We start from the raw sequence: 14,572 nt of genomic DNA, 5'->3' as shown, positions 1-14,572 counted from the left end.
TCTGGACGGTCGACAGCGTCGGGGGGCGAGGTCGTGAGGTGGATGACGTCTCCTGCCCCTACCTGAAGCCGACCGCCACGCTCCGCCCAGAGCACCATCGCGCCAGCATGGCAGCGGCGGCTCCGCGCGCACTTCGGGTCGTTCGCTGGTCGGCCGTCAACCGTTCCCGGTGCGGCAGGAACTCGGCCGGGCGGCCACGGCGGGATGAGCGCGGCTCCACGGGGTACTACAGCCAGCGACAGCACCGTCCGACCAAGGCAGGAGGGTGGACATGGTCGACAAGCATGAGCAAGCCGAGGAGATGCGCGACGACGTGCCGTCCACGATCGCGCGATCGGACGACAAGGCCGTCCGGACGTACAAGAAGACGCTGGAGTCGGCGGAGGAGTCGTACGGCGAGGGTGAACGCGCCCACCGCACGGCGTACTCCGCGCTGAAGCACACGCATGAGAAGGTGGGTGACCACTGGGAGCCCAAGGAACACAAGGGCCCCTCCGATCCCCAGGCCGAACTCGGCACGCCCCAGTCTCCGCAGCGGACCCGCCCGACGGCGCAGGGCGTCGACGTGAACGCCTCGAAGAACCATCTCGACGACGTCGCGCGCCGGCTCGGCATCGACCATCCGGAGGATCTCACCAAGGGTGACCTGGTGAATCGGATCGAGAAGGCCAACGCGCGCGCGACCGCCCGGGCCCGCGAGCAGCGCTAGTCAGAGGTTGCCGGCCGTGGCCAGGCGCAGGACCAGGGCGGCGACGGCGAGCCCGAGAAACGCCATCGGGAACGGCAGGGTCGAGTACCAGCCGACGCGCAGGTGGGCGAAGACGGCGCAGACGAAGAACAGCACCAGCCCGATCGCGGCGGCCACCCCGATGAGCGGCACGGCGACGCCGGCGACCAGCCCGAGGGCACCGGCGGCCTTGAGCACTCCGAGCGGCAACAGCCACGACGGCGGGACCTCGGCCCTGGCCGCGTTGGCCACCGCCATCTCCGCCCGGCGGAAGTCCACCGAGGCCGCCCACCCGTTCGCCACGGCGGCGACGGCCGCCACGGCCACATACCCGATGAACATCGAGACCTCTCCCCCATCCCGGCTCTGACCAGGCGCGCGGCCGTCAACGCGCGCGACGGCCGCGCACCTGCGAGCATCTGGTCACCTGTTACGCGGTTGGCTCGTCATGGGGATGACGGGCCCGCGAGCCGAAAGGTGACCACGGTGGAGGAGCCGAACTGGCTGGCCGAGCGCTTCGAGGCGCACCGGGCGCGGCTGCGGGCCGTGGCCCTGCGCATGCTGGGCTCGACCGCCGAGGCGGAGGATGCCGTTCAGGAAACCTGGCTACGGCTCAGCCGAGTCCGCCCCGGGGAGGTGGAGAACCTCGCCGGCTGGTTGACGACGGTGACCGCCCGCGTCTGCCTGGACATGCTGCGGGCCCGGGCCGCACGCAAGGAGAACCCGCTGGAATCGGTACCCGCGTCGGTACTGCCGGACCCCGGCCGTGGTGTGGACCCCGAACAGGAGGCGCTCACCGCGGACGCGGTGGGCCTGGCCCTGCTCGTCGTGCTGGACCGGCTCACGCCGGCCGAGCGGATCGCGTTCGTGCTGCACGACATGTTCGACGTGCCGTTCGCCGAGATCGCCGCCATCGTCGGGCGCACCCCCGTCGCCGCCAAGAAGCTGGCGAGCCGGGCCCGGATCCGGGTACGCGGCGGGACCGCCGACCACGCGGACCTGATCCGGCGCTGGGAGTTGGTCGAGGCGTTCCTGGCCGCCATCCGCGACGGTGACCTGCGGGCGCTGCTGGCACTGCTCGACCCCGAGGTGGTCCGGCGCGCGGATCGCTGGGTGATCACGGCCACCGAACCGGCCGAGATTCGCGGCGCCCGCACCGTCGCGGAAGGAACACTGCGGTACGCCCGGACCGCGACGCGCTTCGGCCGGCTCGCGCTGATAGACGGTGCTCCGGGCCTTGTCGTCGCCCCCCAGAACCAGCTGCGCATCGCGCTGACGATGCGCATCGAGAACGACCGGATCGTTGAGATCGAGGTGATCGGCGAACCGGGCCGGCTCGCCGAACTCGCCGTGAGCCTCCCCCAACACTCTTCAGGTGGTGCGGCGGGTGAGTGGGAGGCCGCTGCGGGTGGGGAAGCCGGCGATGAGCGCCGCGAGCGCCGGCGGAGCGGTGGTGATGAGCAGTAGCGCGGACCACGGGGTTTGCCAGTGGGTCTCGGTGCTGTAGCCGATGAAGCCGGCTGCGGTTCCGAGCCCGGCGAGCACGCCGAGGAGCGCGCCGGGTCCGACGATGAGCAGGGCTTGGGCCTTGATGATCTTTCGCCGGATCCGGGGGGTGGCACCGACCGCGGCCATCGTGGCGAGATCGCCGTGAAGTTCGGTGGCGCTCAGCCCGGCCGCGACGGTGCTGGCGACCAGGGTCACCATCGCGCTGACCGCGGCAAGCAGGTAGAACATGGTGGTGGTCCGGCCGCTGTCCGCACCGGCCGGCACGGCCGCGACGGTGATCGGCTCGGCCGGCGGGTGAGCGGCGTTCACCTGGGAACGGAGGAGCACGTCGTTGGCGGCGGCGAGTTCCGCCGCGGTCGGCGGGCGATGGGTGTCGACGATGGCCGTCCCGCGCGCGACGGTAAGCCCGAGCCGCTGCGCCGTTGCCGCCGTGACGACCAGTCCGGGTAGGTCGACAAAGTACTCCCCGCGGGCTGCCAGCACGGCGGGCAGCGGTGCCGCGGGGTGTGTGTTGACCGCCAGCGTGACGTGGTCGCCCGCGATCAGGGTGTCGTTGAAGACGACCGCACCCGCGTTGGCGAGGGTGGCCAACTCCGCGGTGGTGGCGGCCCGCCCGGTGATCAGCCGGATCGTCTCGGCACCACCGATGGCAACGCCGCGCTGTTCGAGGCTGGCGAGCGTTGCGGGATCAACCCGCTCATCGGACGGGTTTTCGATCGGCACTGCGACGTTGGTGGCGTTGGCCAGCACGACGATGTCGCGTGCCGGGAGGGTTGCGGCCAGGCGGCGCAGGCCGTCCTGGCCGAGCAGGTCGGCGGCTTCGGCCGGCAGCAGCACCTGGCCGGGACGGGCGGCGAGCCGGGCCGGAGCGGTGTCGCCGCGGGCTGCCGCGACCACGGCCAGTGCGGCACTGCCGGCGATCGCCGCCGCGACGGCGGCCATCGCCGCCGCGGTGCGCAGGCGGTACCGCGCCGCGTGCCGCAACGCCAGCCGGCCGGACAGCGGCAGCGCGGCGGCGAGCCGCCCGGCGGCCCGGACGAGCGCTGGCGCGCAGGCCACCACACCGAGCAGTTCGGCGACCCCGCCGAGCGCCAGCGCCTCCGGTCGACCTTCGGGGTTTCCGGACCACAGGAGTAACCCGGTGCCGGCGGCAAGGAGGACCAGGCCGCCACCCAGGCTGAGAAGGTCGGCCCGGGAGCGGCTGCGTTGGCCGCCGAGATCGGCGCGGACGGGGCGGCGTCCGGCCGTACGCGCGGGTAACCAGGCCGCCAGCATGCCGGCCATGGCCGTCACGGCCGCGACCGCCACCACCGACCAGACCGGTACCGACACGTCAATCAGCGGATGGTTGGCGATCAGTTCGATCACCGGCCTGGCTGACGCGAAGGTCACCAGTCCCAGGACCGCTCCGGCGGCCGCCGCGACGCCACCCAGGAGCAACCCTCCGGCGAGGACGATCCGGCGTAGCTGCCGGGCGGTGGCCCCCGCCGCGGCGACCAGGGCCAGTTCCCGCCGCTGGCGACGGGCACCCACCATGAACGCCGCCCCGGACAGGAGCACCACCTGCGCCCCGGCGAAGCTGGCCACCAGCAGGGCCGCAGCGACCTCGACCGCCCGTTCGGCGGCGGTCAGTTCCATCCCCCGGCGGTCCCGCCAGCCCAGGCCCGCGACGGTGCCCGGGTCGGGCGGTGACCAGCTCTGCCCGGCGGGAAACTCAACCATCAGCTGGGGCCGCGCACCCGACAACGGCGCCTCGGCCGGCACGAGCAGCCCGGCCTGCCGCAGTGACCGGCTCCAGTCCACCACCGCGACCACGGTGAGCCGGCGCTGCGGCATCCCGGCCTCGATCTGGCTGCCCAGACCGACGCCGAGTTCCGCAGCCAGGAACCGGGTCACCGCCGCCTCCGCCGTCCCATCCGGAGCGCGGCCGGCCCGCAGCACATAGCGGCCCCGGTTGATCGGGTCGGTGAGGTCGGTCGCCTCGTACTCGCGGGCCCGCAACCCGGCCGGGCCGTGGACCACCGTGTGCCCCTGTACCAGGGGCGCGGTCCGGCTGCCCGCGGGCAGCGTGGCTCGCACCGCCGCCAGGTCGTCGGCCTCGACGATCAGGTCCGCCCGGCCCATCCCGAAGGTGATCTCCTGAGCCGAGGTGCCGCTCAGATTGGCCCAGCTCACCACGAGCACGGTGGCGGCGAAGGCGGGTAGGAAGAGCATGAGCAGGACCAGCCCGCTGCGCCGACGGTGCCGCCACGACGCCCGGCGGGCGATCCGCAGCGCGGTGCGCCAGGAACCAACGAACTCGCTGGCGGCCGGGCTCACGAGGAATGTCCGAGCAACTGCTCCGGGGTTTCCCGGGTGGTGGCGTCAACCAGCCGGCCGTCGCGCAGGAAGATCGTCCGGTCGACCCAGCCGGCGTATCGCGGCTCGTGCGTGACCAGTACCCCGGCCGCTCCCGCGTCGATCCTGGCCCGCAGCACTTCGAGCACCGCCAGGCCGGTCCGCGAGTCCAACGCGCCGGTCGGCTCGTCGGCCAGCACCAGCCCCCGCTCACCCACCAACGCGCGGGCGATCGCGATCCGCTGCTGCTGCCCGCCGGACAGTTGGTCCGGGAAGCGGTCCGCCACATCGCTCAGGCCCACCTCGGCCAGTGCCGCGACAGCCTCCCGCCGTGCCCGGCCGGTGCCGACGCCCGCCAACTCGCGGGGCAGCGCCACGTTCTCCGCCGCGGTGAGGTCCGTGACCAGGTTGTAGTCCTGGAAGACGTAGCCGATCCGGTCCCGCCGCCACCGCGCCAGCGCGGTCGCGTCGAGGCCGCCAAGCTCGACTCCCTCCACCTGCACCGACCCGGAGGTCGGCGCGTCGAGCCCGCCGGCGAGGGCCAGTAGGGTGGACTTACCGGAACCGGACGGGCCCATCACGGCGACGAGTTCGCCCCGGTTCACCGCGAAGCTGACCTCGTCGAGGGCGCGGACCACACTCTCCGCCGCGGGGTAGACCCGGCTGACCCCGGTGAAGCGCAACACCGCCCGGCTCACTGGGCGGCCGTCTCGGCCGGCTCGCTGTCCTGACCGGACGAGGCGGGAAGCGGGGTCCCGGCGCGGCGGGTGCGCCGCCGCAGGACGGTCGCCTCCGCGTGGTCCAGCCAGCGCATCTCACCCTCCAGGTTGAAGATCAAATGATCGAGGAGGAGCAGCCAACCGACATCGCCGTCCGGATCGGCCCGGCGCCGCAACCGCGTGTAGTCGTGCAGCTGGCGCATCGACTCCGTCCGCTGCGCCTGCACGACGGCGGAGGCGTCCACATCGGGATCGGCCGCCGCCATCGCGAGCTTGATCGCCAGTTCGCTGCGCGGTCGGTCCGTGTCCGTGACCGGTGTGGTGAACCAGCCGGCCAGCGCCTCCCGCCCCTGCGGCGTGATCGCGTAGACCGCACGCCCGTCGTCGTTACCACCGATCGACGCCACGTAACCGTCCCGGGCGAGTCGCTCCAGCGTGGTGTAGACCTGCCCCACGTTGAGGGCCCACGTCCCCCCGGTCCGCGCGTCGAACTCGGTCCGCAACTGGTAGCCGTACTTCGGGCCGTCGACGAACAGCGCCAACAGGCCCCAGCGCACCGCGTTTCTCTGCACGGCGAGCACCTTACCAAGTAACTAGTTGCCCAGTAAGTACCCCCGGCGGGCACCGCGAGGGGCTTGCGGTCAGGCGCGGTCGCCGTCGGTGAGGTCACGGATACGACGTGCGATGCCGGACAGCGTCTGGCCGACCCGGTCGGGGATAGCACGGCCGGGGCTCGCCTCGAAGCTGGCTTCGTCGAGCAGATCCTTGACCATCTGCAACGCGATCCGGTTGCGGTTCGGGGTGCCCTCGCGAAGCGCGGCCGCCAGCTTCTCGACCTGCTCCTTCTTGACGCGCGCCGGCATCGGGGGCTCGTGCGGGTCGACGACGCACTCGACGATCACCGGGCCGTCGGTGGCAAGGGCCCGTTTCAGCTGCTCCGGACAGCGGGTGGGGTCGTCGATGCGCACGCCGGTGGCGCCGCAGGCCCCGGCGAACTTGACGAAGTCCATCGGGGCGAAGTTGACCCCGTACTCAGGGTTGCCGAGGAACACCATCTGCTCCCATTTGATGAGGCCGAGGGTGTCGTTGCGGATCACGATGATCTTGATGGGTAGCCGGTGCTGCACCGCGGTGAGCACGTCGCCGAGCTGCATCGTCAACGACCCGTCCCCGGTGAAGACGACGACCTGGCGGTCCGGGTAGGCGGCCTGGGCACCGATGGCGTACGGCAGCCCGGCGGCCATCGAACAGTTCGTGCCGGAGAAGCTGAACGCCTGCCCGCGCCGCACCTTGACCTGCCGGGCGACCCAGGTGGTCACGGTGCCGGAGTCGCCGCAGACGATCGCGTCCGGCGCGAGCGCCTCGTTGAGCGACCACGCCGGCACCTGCGGCTTCATCGGAGTGTCCGAAGAGGATCCGCGTTCGGCCATCAGGGCCCACCAGTCGCGCATCCCGGCCTGCGCCCGACCGAGGAAGTCCCGGTTGTCGTTACGGGTCAGCAGCGGCCGCAGGGCGGCGAGGGTGGCGCGGGCGTCGCCGGCCAGCGGGACGTCGACCGGGTGACGCAGGCCGATGCGCTCGGGCCGGTCGTCGATCTGCACGCAGACGGCCCGGCCGGGGGTCGGGTAGTACTCGATGTAGGGCATGGTGGAGCCGACGATGAGCAGGGCGTCGCACTGTTCCAGGGCCAGCTCGGAGGGCAGGCTGCCGACCAGGCCGATCGGGCCGGTCGTGTATGGACTGTCGTCGGGTACGCAGTCCTTGCCGAGTTGCGCCTTGATGATGGGGGCGCCGAGCGTGTCGGCGACGGCTTCCAGCTCGTCGCCCGCGCCGCGGGCACCGGCCCCGGCGAGGATCGCCACCTTCGCGCGCCCCGCCAGCAGCTTGGCGGCGGCCTCCAGATCCTCCCGCTGCGGCACCCGCACGGGCGGCCGCCAGGTCGTCGAGGTGTGGCCGGGCACGTTACGCAGGTACCGGGTGCCCGATCCGGCGGGCGCCGCCTGGTAGTCGATCGGGAAGGCCAGGTGCGCGGGGCCGCGTTCGCCCAGGGCGCTGCGTACCGCGTAGTCGACGACGTTGACGACGTGGGCGGGCCCCATGATGCGCTGGTTGTAGACGGTGACGTCGTTGAACAGGTAGTCGGTGTTGACGTCCTGCAGGTAGCTGGTGCCGATCAGGTCGTGGTACGACATGCCGGTGATGGCCAGCAGCGGGGCCTGTTCCACGCGGGCGTCGAGGAGCCCGTTGAGCAGGTGGGCGGCGCCCGGGCCGGAGGTGGAGAAGCAGACCCCGAGGCGGCCGGTGAACTTGGCGTAGCCGACGGCGGCCATGGCCGCGACCTCTTCGTGGCGCACGTGGACGTAGCGGATCCGGTCCCGCTTCTTGCGCAGCGCGTCGACGAACCCGTTGATGCCGTCGCCCGGCAGCCCGAAGATGGTATCGACGCCCCAGGCGATGAGCCGTTCCACGAGCGCGTCGGAGGCGGTGCGTTCGTCAGCCATGTCGCTTCCTTCTCCTCACGGTGTTCTGCGGCGGCGCGCCTGCCGGTAGGTGGCGGCGGCGACGGCGAGCAGCGCCGCGGTCGCGGCGACGGGGAGCCGCGCCGTGGCGCGGCGGGCCGGATCGCCCACGCCGTGCTCCTCCGGCCTGCCGTCCCCCGGTCCACGCGTGCCGGTGCGGGCGGCCATGGCGATGACCTCCGCCAGATGCATGCCCCGCCGGCGGGTGCCGGAGCGGATCTGGCCGCGGCAACTGAACCCGTCGGCCACGATGAGGGTGGTGTCGGGGCGGGAGCGGACGGCCGGCAGCAGCGCGCGTTCCCCGGCGGCCACCGACACGTCGAACTTCTCGCCGGCCTCGTAGCCGAAGCTGCCGGCCATGCCGCAGCAGCCGGGCTCCGCCATCTCGACCGTCAGGCCCATGGCCGCGAGCAGCCGGCGGTCCGGCTCGAAGCCGACGACCGCGTGCTGGTGGCAGTGGGTCTGCACGAAGGCGTCCCCGCCCAGCCGCGGTGGCGTCCAGCCGGGCGCGTGCCGGTCGAGGAACTCGGCGAGGGTGAACGCCTGCGCCCGCAGCCGCTGCGCCCGCACGTCGTCCGGGAACATGTTGGTCAACTCGTCGCGGAACACGGCCAGGCAACTGGGCTCCAGCCCGACGAGCGGGACCCCACCGTCGATGCCGTCGCCGAGCGTGTCGAGGATCCGGCGCAGGTACCGGCGAGCCAGGTTCAGCATGCCGTAGTCGTAGAGGGGCCGGCCGCAGCACAGCCCCTGCCGCGGCACCGTGACCCGGAACCCCGCCGACTCGAGCACCTCGACCGCGGCCACCGCGATCCGGGGTTCGAAGAAGTTCGTGAACGTGTCGGGCCACAGCAGCACCGGTGGCCCGTCGGGGTGCCGCGGGCGGTGGTCGGCGAACCAGGACCGGAACGTCCGGGCGGCGAACAAGGGCGTTTCCCGATCCCGGGCGATCCCGCCGGCGGCCTTGACGGCAGCACCGAGGAGCGGCGCGTGGGTGGCGAGATTGGCCAGCCGCGGCACGCGCGCGGCGACCGCCGCCCACACGTTGATCAGACCGAGGGCGTATGCCGGCCGGGGTCGGAGCCGGCCGGCGTAGTGGTGGTGCAGGAACTCCGCCTTGTACGTGGCCAGGTCGACCCGGACCGGGCAGTCGCCCTTGCACCCCTTGCACGCCAGGCACAGGTCGAGCGCCTCCTTGACCTCCGGGCTGCGCCACCCGGTGGTGATGGCGCCCGCGCCGTCGACCATCTCCTGCAGCAGCCTGGCCCGGCCGCGGGTGGTGTGCTTCTCCTCCCTGGTGACCATGAAGCTGGGACACATGACGCCGCCCTCGGTGTGGCGGCAGACCCCGACGCCGAAGCACCGGCCGGCCGCCTCGGCGAAGCTGCCGCCGTCCCGCGGATACCGGAACGCCGTCGCCAGCCGCCGTGGCCGGAAGTCGGTGCCCTCCCGCAGGTGCGAGTCCAGCGGGTACGGGTCGATGAGCTGGTGCGGGTTCATCCGCCCGTCCGGATCCCACACCCGCTTGAACTCGGTGAACGCCGCCATCAGCCGGGCCGGGAACATCTTCGGCCACAGCTCGGCGCGGCCGTGCCCGTCGCCGTGCTCGCCGGACAGCGAGCCGCCGAACGACACCACCAGGTCGGCGGCCTCTTCCATGAACCCGCGAAACGCGCGCACGCCGCCGGCGGTGCGCAGGTCGAAGTCCAGCCGGCAGTGCACGCACCCCTGCCCCCAGTGGCCGAAGAACACGCCGTCGTAGCCGTACCGGTCCAGCAGCCCGGTGAACGCGCGCAGGTAGTCGCCCAGCCGTTCGGGCGGGACGGCGGCGTCCTCCCAGTTCGGCCAGCCGCCGTGGCCGCCGAGCCCGACCGGCATCCGGGAGGTGGCGGCCGAGTGCTTGCGGATCTCCGCCACCGCCGCCTGCCGCCGCGGCTCCTCGTACACCCGGTGGTCGGGCGCGCCCGGGCGCCGTCGCAGGGCGGCGGTCAACCGCTCCGCCCGCCCGTTGGCTTCCGCCTGGGTGTCCCCGCCGAACTCGACGAGGACCCACGCCTCGCCCGCCGGCAGCAGCCGCGGATCGCCGTACGCCATCTTCTTCGCCTGGAGGTTGCGCACGACGTGCCGGCTGGTGAACTCGACCGCGATCGGCCCGAAGTCCATGAGCCACGCGGCGTCGTCCCCGGAGCTGGGGATGTCGGGGTAGCCGAGGACGACCAGGGCCCGGGCCGGCGGCATCGGTACCAGCCGGCAGTCGGCCGCCAGGGTGAGCGCGAGCGTCGATTCGGAGCCGACGAGCGCGCGGGCGACGTGGAAGCCGTTCTCCGGCAGCAACTGGTCCAGGTTGTATCCGGACACCCGGCGCGGGATGTCCGGCATCCCGGACCGGATGACGTCGGCGTAGGTGTCCCGGATGTGCCGCAGCCCGGCGTAGATCGCGCCCCGGCGCCCGCCCAGGCCGATGATGCGCTCGAGTTCGTCCTCGCCGGTGGCTCCGACCCGCATCCGGGCGCCGTCGTAGGTGACGATGTCCAGCTCGTGAACGTTGTCCACGGTCTTGCCGCCCATGACCGAGTGCGGGCCGCAGGAATTGTTGCCGATCATCCCGCCCAGCGTGGCGTGGTCCTGCGTCGCCGGGTCGGGGGCGAACGTGAGGCGATGCGGCTGCGCCGCGCGGCGCAGGTGGGAGCAGATCAGGCCCGGTTGCACCCGGGCCCGCCGGGCCCGCGGGTCCAGCTCGACGAGCCGGTTGAGGTACTTGGAGAAGTCGAAGCAGACCGCGGCGTTCACCGCCTGCCCGGCCAGGGCGGTGCCGCAGCCGCGGCCGAACACCGGCGCCGCGTACTGCCGGCAGACCGCGAGCGCCGCCTCGACGTCGTCGGCGTGCCGGGGCAGCACCACCCCGATCGGCAACTGGCGGTAGATCGAGGCGTCGAAGCCGTAGAGTGCCCGGTCGCCCGGACCGAACCGGACCTCGCCCCGCACCACGCGGCGCAGTTCACGCCCGAGTTCGGCCGCGTAGGCGGGCGGCGGTCCCGAGCGCGCGCGATCCTCGATCCCTCTCATGGTTCACCTCGATCGGCTGGGCGAGCCGGCGACGGCTCGCGAGGCCCCCGCCGGTTACCCCGCTCCCCACCCGATATGCACGCCCCGGCCGGTCAGCCGTCGCTGGTTCGTGCCCGGGGTGAGGCGGATGGGACCGCGCGGGAGTACGGGTGCCCGCGTGCGCGGCGGGTGATCGTGGACCGGCTGCCCACCCAGCCGAACGGGAAGGTGGACCGGCGAGCGCTGGACGCGCTGGCCGGCCGGGGTTAGCCGGCGACCCACCCGGCACGGTGCCTCACTCGGTGCCGAGCGCCACATCGAGGATCGTGGCCGTCTGTGCACCCAGCGCGCGACCCCACACCCGGTAACCCGCCGGGCCGGGATGGAAGCGATCCGCGGCGAAGAAGTCCGCCCGTTCGATGGGTAAGTGCCCGACCGGTAGGTGGAACACGTCCGTGTCGCGGCGAGCCAGGCGCATGAGTTGCCGGTCCAGCCGGCGCGCGTGCGCTCCGAGCAGCAGCCGTACCGGCGCGGGCAGGGCGGGAAAGCGGTGCACGGGAGGCAGCCCGGCCAGCAGAACCGGGACCGGGGCGCCGAGCCGGCGCCGGATCGCCGCCACCAGATGCTCGACGTCGCGCCGGAACCGGCCGGGTCGCCGCAACCGGACCGCGTCGTTGACCCCCACGACCAGCAGGACCAGGTGCGGGCTCCACCGCGTGTGTGGATCCGTGATGCCGTCCACCAGGTCCCGCCGGATCGCTCTGGCCGTGGCTCCGGAGCGGGCCACGACCCGCCAGGACAGGTGCCGGCCGGTCAACGCGGCGAGCGCGACCGCGGTCTGACCGGCCAGCGCCGCCTGGTGGTCGGGGGCGCCGACCCCGGCCGCCGCGGAGTCGCCGAGCACGGCCAGCCGCAGCGGCTCTCCGTCGCCGGCGACCGTTCCCCGGTCGGCCCCGTGCGCTTCGGTGAGTCGCGGGATCCGTGCCCGGATCCGTGCTGCCCCCAACATCGGACCGCCTCCCCCGTCATAACAGTGTTATGCCCATAACACCGTTATGATGGCCCGGTGTCAAGGATGAGCGGCGATCCACGGCAGGAACTCGTCGAAGCCGCTGCCCGGCTGCTGACCGAGCAGGGACCCCGGTCGCTGTCCGCGCGGGCACTGGCCCGCGAGACGGGCACCTCCACCATGGCCGTCTACACGTACTTCGGCGGCATGCCGGGACTGGTGCGGGCCGTCATCCGGGAAGGCTTCGCCCGGCTCGCCGAGCGGTTGGCGACGGTACGGGACAGCGACGACCCGGTCGCCGACAGTTTCCGATTGGCCGCCGCGTACCGGCGGTCCGCGCACCTGGCGCCGCACCTGTACGCGGTGATGTTCGGCGGCTCGAGCATCGCCGGTTTCCAGCTGTCGGAGGAGGACCGCCGCATCGGCCTCTACACGCTGCGCGTGGCCCGGGACGCCGTCAGCCGATGCATCGAGGCAGGCCGGTTCCGGCCCGCCGATCCCTGGTCCGTCACCCGGCACCTGTGGTGCCAGTTGCACGGCCTCGTCAGCCTCGAACTCACCGGCTACCTCACCGCGACCGACCGGTCCGACGACGAGTTCCGCGCGTACCTACGGAACCTCGCGGTCGGCGCCGGCGACACGCCCCAGCAGGCCGAGGCGTCGATAGCGGTGGCCCGGAAAGGGATCCCGTAAGGCCCGGTCCACAACGGACGGTGAGAACCAACGTGCTCGCCCGCCCCGCCTACCGGCAGCGCCTGCTCATCACGCGCGCCAGCGGCGGCCGGGCGCCCGGCGGCGCCACCGGGGAGGCGGCGAGCCGGGCGAGCCCGGGGCGGCCGGTCTGGCCCAGGGGGAGGCGAACGGTGAAGGTCGCACCGGCGCCGGGCGGCCCCTCGGCGGTGATGGTGCCACCGTGGCCGGTCACCACCTCGCGGAGCAGGGCCAGCCCCAGACCGTGGCGGCGTTCGCCCGCGCCCGCGCCGCGGTGGAAGCGGTCGAAGATGCGTTCGGCGTCGGCCGGGTCGAATCCCGCCCCGGTGTCCCGCACGACGATCTCCGCGGCGGTCGGGCGGCCGTCGTCGCGGCGGACGGTCACGGTGATGCGCCCGCCCACCGGCAGGTGGGTCAGGGCGTTGGCGAGCAGCTCGCTGAAGACCCGGCGCAGGGCCGACTCGATGCCGAGGACCAGAACGGGCTCGCCCGGCGTGGCCAGGGTGATGATCTGGTCGCGCGCGGCGGCCAGGTCGGACTCGGCGGCGACCGCGTCCGTGGCCAGCGCGGCCAGGTCGACCGGCTCGACCGCGGGCAGGCCGTCCGGGTCGGCGGCCAGGCGGGCCGAGAGCAGCAGCTCGTCCACGATCTCGCCGAGCCGGCGGGTGGTGTCGACCAGCCGCGTCAGGTCGCGGGACGCGGGGCCGCGGCGGGCCAGCAACTGGGCGCGGGTGTGCACCTGGGCGATCGGGGTACGCAGCTCGTGGCTGGCGTCGGCGACGAAGCGACGCTGGCGGGCCAGCGCCTCGATCAGCGGGGCCACCGCGTGCCGGCCGACGAGCACGCCGGTCAGCACCGCGGCGAGCAGGCCGACCAGGGCGGCCAGGGCGAACGCCCAGAGCAGGTGCCGGCGGTCGGCGAGCTGGAAGCGGGAGTCGAAGGCGACCTGGACGACCGCGTCGCCGCGCCGCTCGGTATGCACGTGATACACGGTGCCGTCCCGGGACAGGCGGGAGTCGTAGGGCCGGCCCGTGGCGGCCACCCGCTCCGCGTCGGCGCGCACCGGCAGGCCCGGCGGGGGCGGGGTGTTCGAGCCGACGAAGGCGTCCCGCTCGTACCGGAAGACCCAGGTACAGCTCGGCGGGCCGGGAATGGTGCCGTTGACGGCACCCCAGGCGATCTCGCGCTGGATCTGTGCCTCCTGGCTGTGCACCAGGACGGCGTAGGAGATGCCGCCGACCAGGGCCAGCAGGGCGGTGATGGTCAGCCCGACGCCGAGGCCGAGCCGCAGCCGGGTCCGGCGGACCATCGTCTCCTCGACGCGGATCACAGCCTGCCCATCCGGTAGCCGAGGCCGTGGACGGTACCGACCACCGGGCGGCCGAGCTTGCGGCGCAGGTAGTACACGTACGTATCCACAATGGACGCCGCCGCCGCCTCGCCGAAGACCCGCCGGCGCAGCTGCGAACGGGAGTGCACGACGCTCGGACGGGCGGCCAGCACGCGCAGCAGCTCGAACTCCCGCGCCGAGAGCGCGACCCGGGTGCCGTCGGGCAGCACCGCGTCCCGGGCGACCGGGTCGAGGTGGCCGTCGCCGATCCGGACCATCCCGGCCGGCGCGGAGGTGCGCCGGCACAGGGCGCGGATGCGGGCGCTCAACTCGTCCAGGTCGAACGGCTTGACCAGGTAGTCGTCGGCGCCCGCGTCGAGCCCGGCGATGCGGTCGCCGACGGCGCCGAGCGCGGTGAGCATGAGCGCGCGGGCCGGCACCGCGCGGGAGCGTAACCGGGCGACGAGGTCGAGGCCGTCGAGGGCCGGCAGCAACCGGTCGATGACCATCACGTCGTACGGCCGGGTCAGGCCCAGGTGCAGCCCGCACTGACCGTCGTGTGCCCGGTCGACGATGTAGCCCTCGTCGACGAGCGTCTCGGTTACCATCGCGCTGAGCTCCTCGTCGTCCTCGACGACCAGGAGCCGCGGGGATCCCACGGCAAGC

Annotated in this window: 13 protein-coding genes; 4 read left to right on the top strand and 9 right to left on the bottom strand. The window is 73.3% G+C overall.

Translation table 11 applies throughout. From position 1 onward, the window contains the following. Nucleotides 1–271 precede the first annotated feature (271 nt). Nucleotides 272–709, top strand: coding sequence for a ChaB family protein (locus KJS59_RS09035; RefSeq protein WP_249714000.1), 438 nt, complete (start codon nt 272–274; stop codon nt 707–709). Here the strand turns inward: KJS59_RS09035 and KJS59_RS09030 are convergent, their stop codons facing one another. Next, nucleotides 710–1,069 carry a DoxX family protein gene (locus KJS59_RS09030; protein WP_213451991.1) on the bottom strand — a complete coding sequence of 120 codons (360 nt, stop codon included), beginning with the start codon at nt 1,067–1,069 and terminating at the stop codon, nt 710–712. It lies immediately after the preceding gene. 144 nt (nt 1,070–1,213) lie between these two features. Between KJS59_RS09030 and KJS59_RS09025 the strand changes: the two genes are divergently transcribed. Further along, entirely contained in the window at nt 1,214–2,194 is a 981-nt protein-coding gene (locus KJS59_RS09025; RefSeq protein WP_213451989.1) for a sigma-70 family RNA polymerase sigma factor, read from the top strand. On the opposite strand, the gene KJS59_RS09020 is transcribed toward KJS59_RS09025, so the two are convergent. The 5 genes from KJS59_RS09020 to KJS59_RS09000 all read right to left on the bottom strand — a co-directional run bounded on the left by KJS59_RS09020 (nt 2,099) and on the right by KJS59_RS09000 (nt 10,877). Then, nucleotides 2,099–4,555: an FtsX-like permease family protein gene (locus tag KJS59_RS09020; RefSeq protein WP_213451987.1), complete on the bottom strand. Its 2,457-nt coding sequence runs from the start codon at nt 4,553–4,555 to the stop codon at nt 2,099–2,101. The genes KJS59_RS09025 and KJS59_RS09020 overlap by 96 nt on opposite strands. Beyond that, complete coding sequence (locus KJS59_RS09015; RefSeq protein ID WP_213451985.1) at nt 4,552–5,271, bottom strand: ABC transporter ATP-binding protein; 720 nt, start codon at nt 5,269–5,271, stop codon at nt 4,552–4,554. The genes KJS59_RS09020 and KJS59_RS09015 overlap by 4 nt, the downstream gene beginning before the upstream one ends. Then, entirely contained in the window at nt 5,268–5,864 is a 597-nt protein-coding gene (locus KJS59_RS09010; protein ID WP_213451983.1) for a PadR family transcriptional regulator, read from the bottom strand. Before KJS59_RS09010 ends, KJS59_RS09015 begins: the two co-directional genes overlap by 4 nt. A 69-nt stretch (nt 5,865–5,933) precedes the next feature. Then, nucleotides 5,934–7,793 carry a thiamine pyrophosphate-dependent enzyme gene (locus KJS59_RS09005; protein WP_213451982.1) on the bottom strand — a complete coding sequence of 620 codons (1,860 nt, stop codon included), beginning with the start codon at nt 7,791–7,793 and terminating at the stop codon, nt 5,934–5,936. Nucleotides 7,794–7,808: 15 nt separating this feature from the next. Then, on the bottom strand, nt 7,809–10,877 hold the full coding sequence (locus KJS59_RS09000; protein WP_213451980.1) for an FAD-binding and (Fe-S)-binding domain-containing protein: 3,069 nt from the start codon (nt 10,875–10,877) through the stop codon (nt 7,809–7,811). Between the two features lie 75 nt (nt 10,878–10,952). Between KJS59_RS09000 and KJS59_RS08995 the strand changes: the two genes are divergently transcribed. After that, nucleotides 10,953–11,126 (top strand): hypothetical protein, encoded by a 174-nt coding sequence (locus tag KJS59_RS08995; RefSeq protein ID WP_213451978.1) that lies wholly within the window; start codon nt 10,953–10,955, stop codon nt 11,124–11,126. A 25-nt stretch (nt 11,127–11,151) separates the two neighbouring features. On the opposite strand, the gene KJS59_RS08990 is transcribed toward KJS59_RS08995, so the two are convergent. Next, complete coding sequence (locus KJS59_RS08990; RefSeq protein ID WP_213451976.1) at nt 11,152–11,865, bottom strand: SGNH/GDSL hydrolase family protein; 714 nt, start codon at nt 11,863–11,865, stop codon at nt 11,152–11,154. Between the two features lie 66 nt (nt 11,866–11,931). Here KJS59_RS08990 and KJS59_RS08985 point away from each other — a divergent pair, with 66 nt between their 5' ends. Continuing rightward, nucleotides 11,932–12,558: a TetR/AcrR family transcriptional regulator gene (locus KJS59_RS08985; RefSeq protein ID WP_213451974.1), complete on the top strand. Its 627-nt coding sequence runs from the start codon at nt 11,932–11,934 to the stop codon at nt 12,556–12,558. A gap of 49 nt (nt 12,559–12,607) precedes the next feature. Here KJS59_RS08985 and KJS59_RS08980 read toward each other — a convergent pair whose 3' ends face one another. Both KJS59_RS08980 and KJS59_RS08975 read right to left on the bottom strand, forming a co-directional pair. After that, complete coding sequence (locus KJS59_RS08980; protein WP_249713993.1) at nt 12,608–13,906, bottom strand: sensor histidine kinase; 1,299 nt, start codon at nt 13,904–13,906, stop codon at nt 12,608–12,610. Continuing rightward, entirely contained in the window at nt 13,903–14,565 is a 663-nt protein-coding gene (locus KJS59_RS08975; protein ID WP_249713992.1) for a response regulator transcription factor, read from the bottom strand. Before KJS59_RS08975 ends, KJS59_RS08980 begins: the two co-directional genes overlap by 4 nt. Nucleotides 14,566–14,572: the final 7 nt, after the last annotated feature.

This window comes from Rhizomonospora bruguierae (genome assembly GCF_018397995.1).
GTDB classification, from domain to species: domain Bacteria; phylum Actinomycetota; class Actinomycetes; order Mycobacteriales; family Micromonosporaceae; genus Rhizomonospora; species Rhizomonospora bruguierae.
The sequence above is the reverse complement of the archived record's forward strand: the minus strand, read 5'-3'. Positions and strand labels throughout refer to the sequence as shown.

Excerpts from the sequence above, each read along its gene's own strand:
- KJS59_RS09035 (WP_249714000.1), top strand. The coding sequence starts at position 272 with ATGGTCGACAAGCATGAGCAAGCCGAGGAGATGCGCGACGACGTGCCG.
- KJS59_RS09030 (WP_213451991.1), bottom strand. The coding sequence starts at position 1,069 with ATGTTCATCGGGTATGTGGCCGTGGCGGCCGTCGCCGCCGTGGCGAAC.
- KJS59_RS09005 (WP_213451982.1), bottom strand. The coding sequence starts at position 7,793 with ATGGCTGACGAACGCACCGCCTCCGACGCGCTCGTGGAACGGCTCATC.
- KJS59_RS09000 (WP_213451980.1), bottom strand. The coding sequence starts at position 10,877 with ATGAGAGGGATCGAGGATCGCGCGCGCTCGGGACCGCCGCCCGCCTAC.
- KJS59_RS08995 (WP_213451978.1), top strand. The coding sequence starts at position 10,953 with ATGCACGCCCCGGCCGGTCAGCCGTCGCTGGTTCGTGCCCGGGGTGAG.
- KJS59_RS08990 (WP_213451976.1), bottom strand. The coding sequence starts at position 11,865 with ATGTTGGGGGCAGCACGGATCCGGGCACGGATCCCGCGACTCACCGAA.
- KJS59_RS08985 (WP_213451974.1), top strand. The coding sequence starts at position 11,932 with ATGAGCGGCGATCCACGGCAGGAACTCGTCGAAGCCGCTGCCCGGCTG.